Source organism: Candidatus Cloacimonadota bacterium (genome assembly GCA_020532355.1).
Taxonomy (GTDB): Bacteria; Cloacimonadota; Cloacimonadia; order Cloacimonadales; family Cloacimonadaceae; genus UBA5456.
In genome coordinates this window covers 1-2,806 of the sequence record JAJBBD010000286.1, presented here as the reverse complement: position 1 = coordinate 2,806, position 2,806 = coordinate 1, and the positions used below count along the sequence as shown (strand labels likewise).

The 2,806-nt window shown below is 38.5% G+C and carries 1 protein-coding gene; it reads left to right on the top strand.

Going from position 1 to position 2,806, the window contains the following annotated elements; all coding sequences use genetic code 11:
• Window positions 1-383: 383 nt before the first annotated feature.
• On the top strand, window positions 384-2,806 hold a 2,423-nt coding region (locus LHW48_09945), incomplete at its 3' end, for a hypothetical protein (protein ID MCB5260770.1).

Sequence of the window (2,806 nt, the reverse complement as noted above, 5' to 3'; positions counted from 1 at the left end):
CTTGGGATCGAAATGCCATCAAAGCAGTTGACAGAAGTCCTTAGTAAGATGGAAGAAATTGAAAAGGTGAAAATCGGTCGATCAGTCAAGTATCGCAAAAGACAACCAGAGATATTTGATCTCCAATGATATTGAGTTGATTAAATTAACAAATATGTTCGATAATAATGAAATGGCCTCAGTCAGAATTTCTAGATAGGTGTCTTGAGTAACAACAATGCCTTGTTTGGATAGGGGGTAATGAGTGCCTAATATTAGAGCTTCAATAACACAAGAGGAATCTTCATTTTTAACAAAGATCATGCAATTTATAAGTGACAACTGGTGGCAAAATATGGTTCTTTCTGCATTGATACAACGACAGAGTGAGATGGTTACTACATATGAAACACACTGATTTCCGTGCTGACATTAGCAATATTAAAACTATTCTAGAAGAGTATAAATGGGGGTTTTCGGTCATCAAAGAACTGATTCAAAACAGCAATGATGCGGAGTCATCTGAACTTGTCTTCGGATTTCATGAACCTGTTGCTGGATTCAGGCACTCCCTACTTAGAGACTGTCCTTCATTGTTTGTGATCAACAATGGCAAGTTCACGGCCAAAGACGCTTATGCTATTAATGAGGCAATTAGTAGCGGTAAAGACGATAAACTCACCACCGGAAAATTCGGAATTGGTCTTAATAGCGTCTTTCATTACTGTGAAGGTTTCTTCTATGCAGCATCTGCAATTAAGGGTAGCTTCCGGAATATCGACATGGTAGCAGAAAAGGACTATGGATTCTATGAGAGGACTCTAAATATGGTCACCCCCTGGGATTCACCAGCCCCGAAAAATCCTTACCGTCATTGGCAACTAGAACTTGAGCAAAACTGGAATGCAGACAGACAGGAGATCATAAGGCTTCTTGATCCTTACATAAGAGACATGACTGATTGGTTCATTGTTTGGATACCGTTGCGCAGTAAAAAGATGATAACTGAGCAGGACTGTATAATAGACGAGTTTTGGGAAGAATCATCTAATAAGATACATATGAGTCTTTTCTGTGACAGTAACTATGCTATGGTTAGCTATATCTTGCCAATGCTACACTCTTTGCATAAGGTAAAGTTTGTAAACAATAGCCAAATCGAAGCTGAAATTGTACACTCAGCACCTCGGATTCCGCGGTTAAAAGAGATTGAAAACTGCTATCTCAAAAAGAAAAGGATCATAGACGGCCTCCAGGGAGAAGTTATTCTGAAAAATGGGTCAGTAACTTGTAAAGTCCAATACTGTTTGAAACAAGACATTGACTTAACCGAAGATGTTTTAGACTTGTATAATGATATTAAGGCTAAGGGTCACAAAATCCTTCCTCCTCATGTTGGCATTCTGATGGTTAAAAACACTGGATCTAACTCCAAAGATAGATTCAAGTTTCATTATAGCAACACTCTACCACTTTCTGACAAAAAAGACTTAATCGACGCCAAATATAACCTATTTTTACATGGTTGTTTCTTTGTTAACTCACGCCGTCAATATTTTGATCTAGCTCTAAAGGATAATCAACAGACTGAAAAACAAAGAGAAGCCAAATGGAATCAAGACCTCTTTAGGCATGCTTTGCAATTGATACCAAAAGCTCTGAATGATTTCTCTAAAGTGTATGAGACCTCCTTTGCTGATTTAGAGGAGATCAGCAAAGTAGTGTGCACTGAAGTGAATATTAAAGAACAAGAAGTGCCGGACTGTTTCAGAGAACTTTGCCATGCAGGGCAATGGGTTTCACGAGTTAGGAAGGGGATATTACAGTGGGAACTGATTCCACGAGAAGACTATTTTGAGATAAGCCATGACTACTTAAACCACGTTGCGAAGCTTCCCAATCTGAAGCATATGAGTGAGAATTATAACTTAATAATTCCCAATGCTGGATGTATGCTACTAGACCAGTATCGGCAAGAATGGGGGGAGAATCTAATTGATGCTTTTTGGAGTGTTGACATCAAAGACCTTACGAATGATCGTGAATTTGCTCAATACTGGCTCAAGGAAAGCTTCGAGCGGATTAGCGCTATTGAAGACATACCCTATTGGCATCTCAGGTTTTTTAACAAAATCAAGGCCTTAATTCTAGGATTGCCTTTCACGTTAGTTCATAAATATCATAGCAGTATTAGTAATCTGCTTGATAGTTTTAAAGATAAAGTCATAGTCCTTGATATTGAAAAATCTGGTCATTGGAAGCAGCTTAACGAGGTTTTAGCAGATTACTTAGCTTTACCGTCTGATTATCAGGATTGGCAAGAAACAAATCCTAAGCTTCCGGCATCTTTGATTAATAAGGTTCTGCAATGGATGCCAAGTAACAACGAGGAACTCAAGAGAATATGTCATGGCTGGGCAATAGATATTCTAGCGAATTGTGAATTGGGTGAACTCGATATTGCATACCGTAATCTTCCTCTGTTTCAACTTGAGGAGCTAGATAAAGGGACAGAATTCTACTCTATAAACGAGATCCAAGAGTTATGCGTGTTAGCATCAAATTCCAAAAAGGAGTTGTGCCGACTGATTTCTAAAGCTTTCGAATGTATGCCTGTCTACTTAATGAATCTCGCTAAGGGTAATCCTGAGAAAAATATTCCTGGCCTTGATTCAGTAGTGACTGCGTCAATTGAGTACATTGCGAAACAATTCAGCAAGTGGAGTTTTGGTAGTTTAGAAGACCGCTTGAAATTGTTAGAGTATTTATGCTCAGACTTGGGAGAAGCTAAGATAAAAGGATACAGAAATGTTATTAGGGCATTACT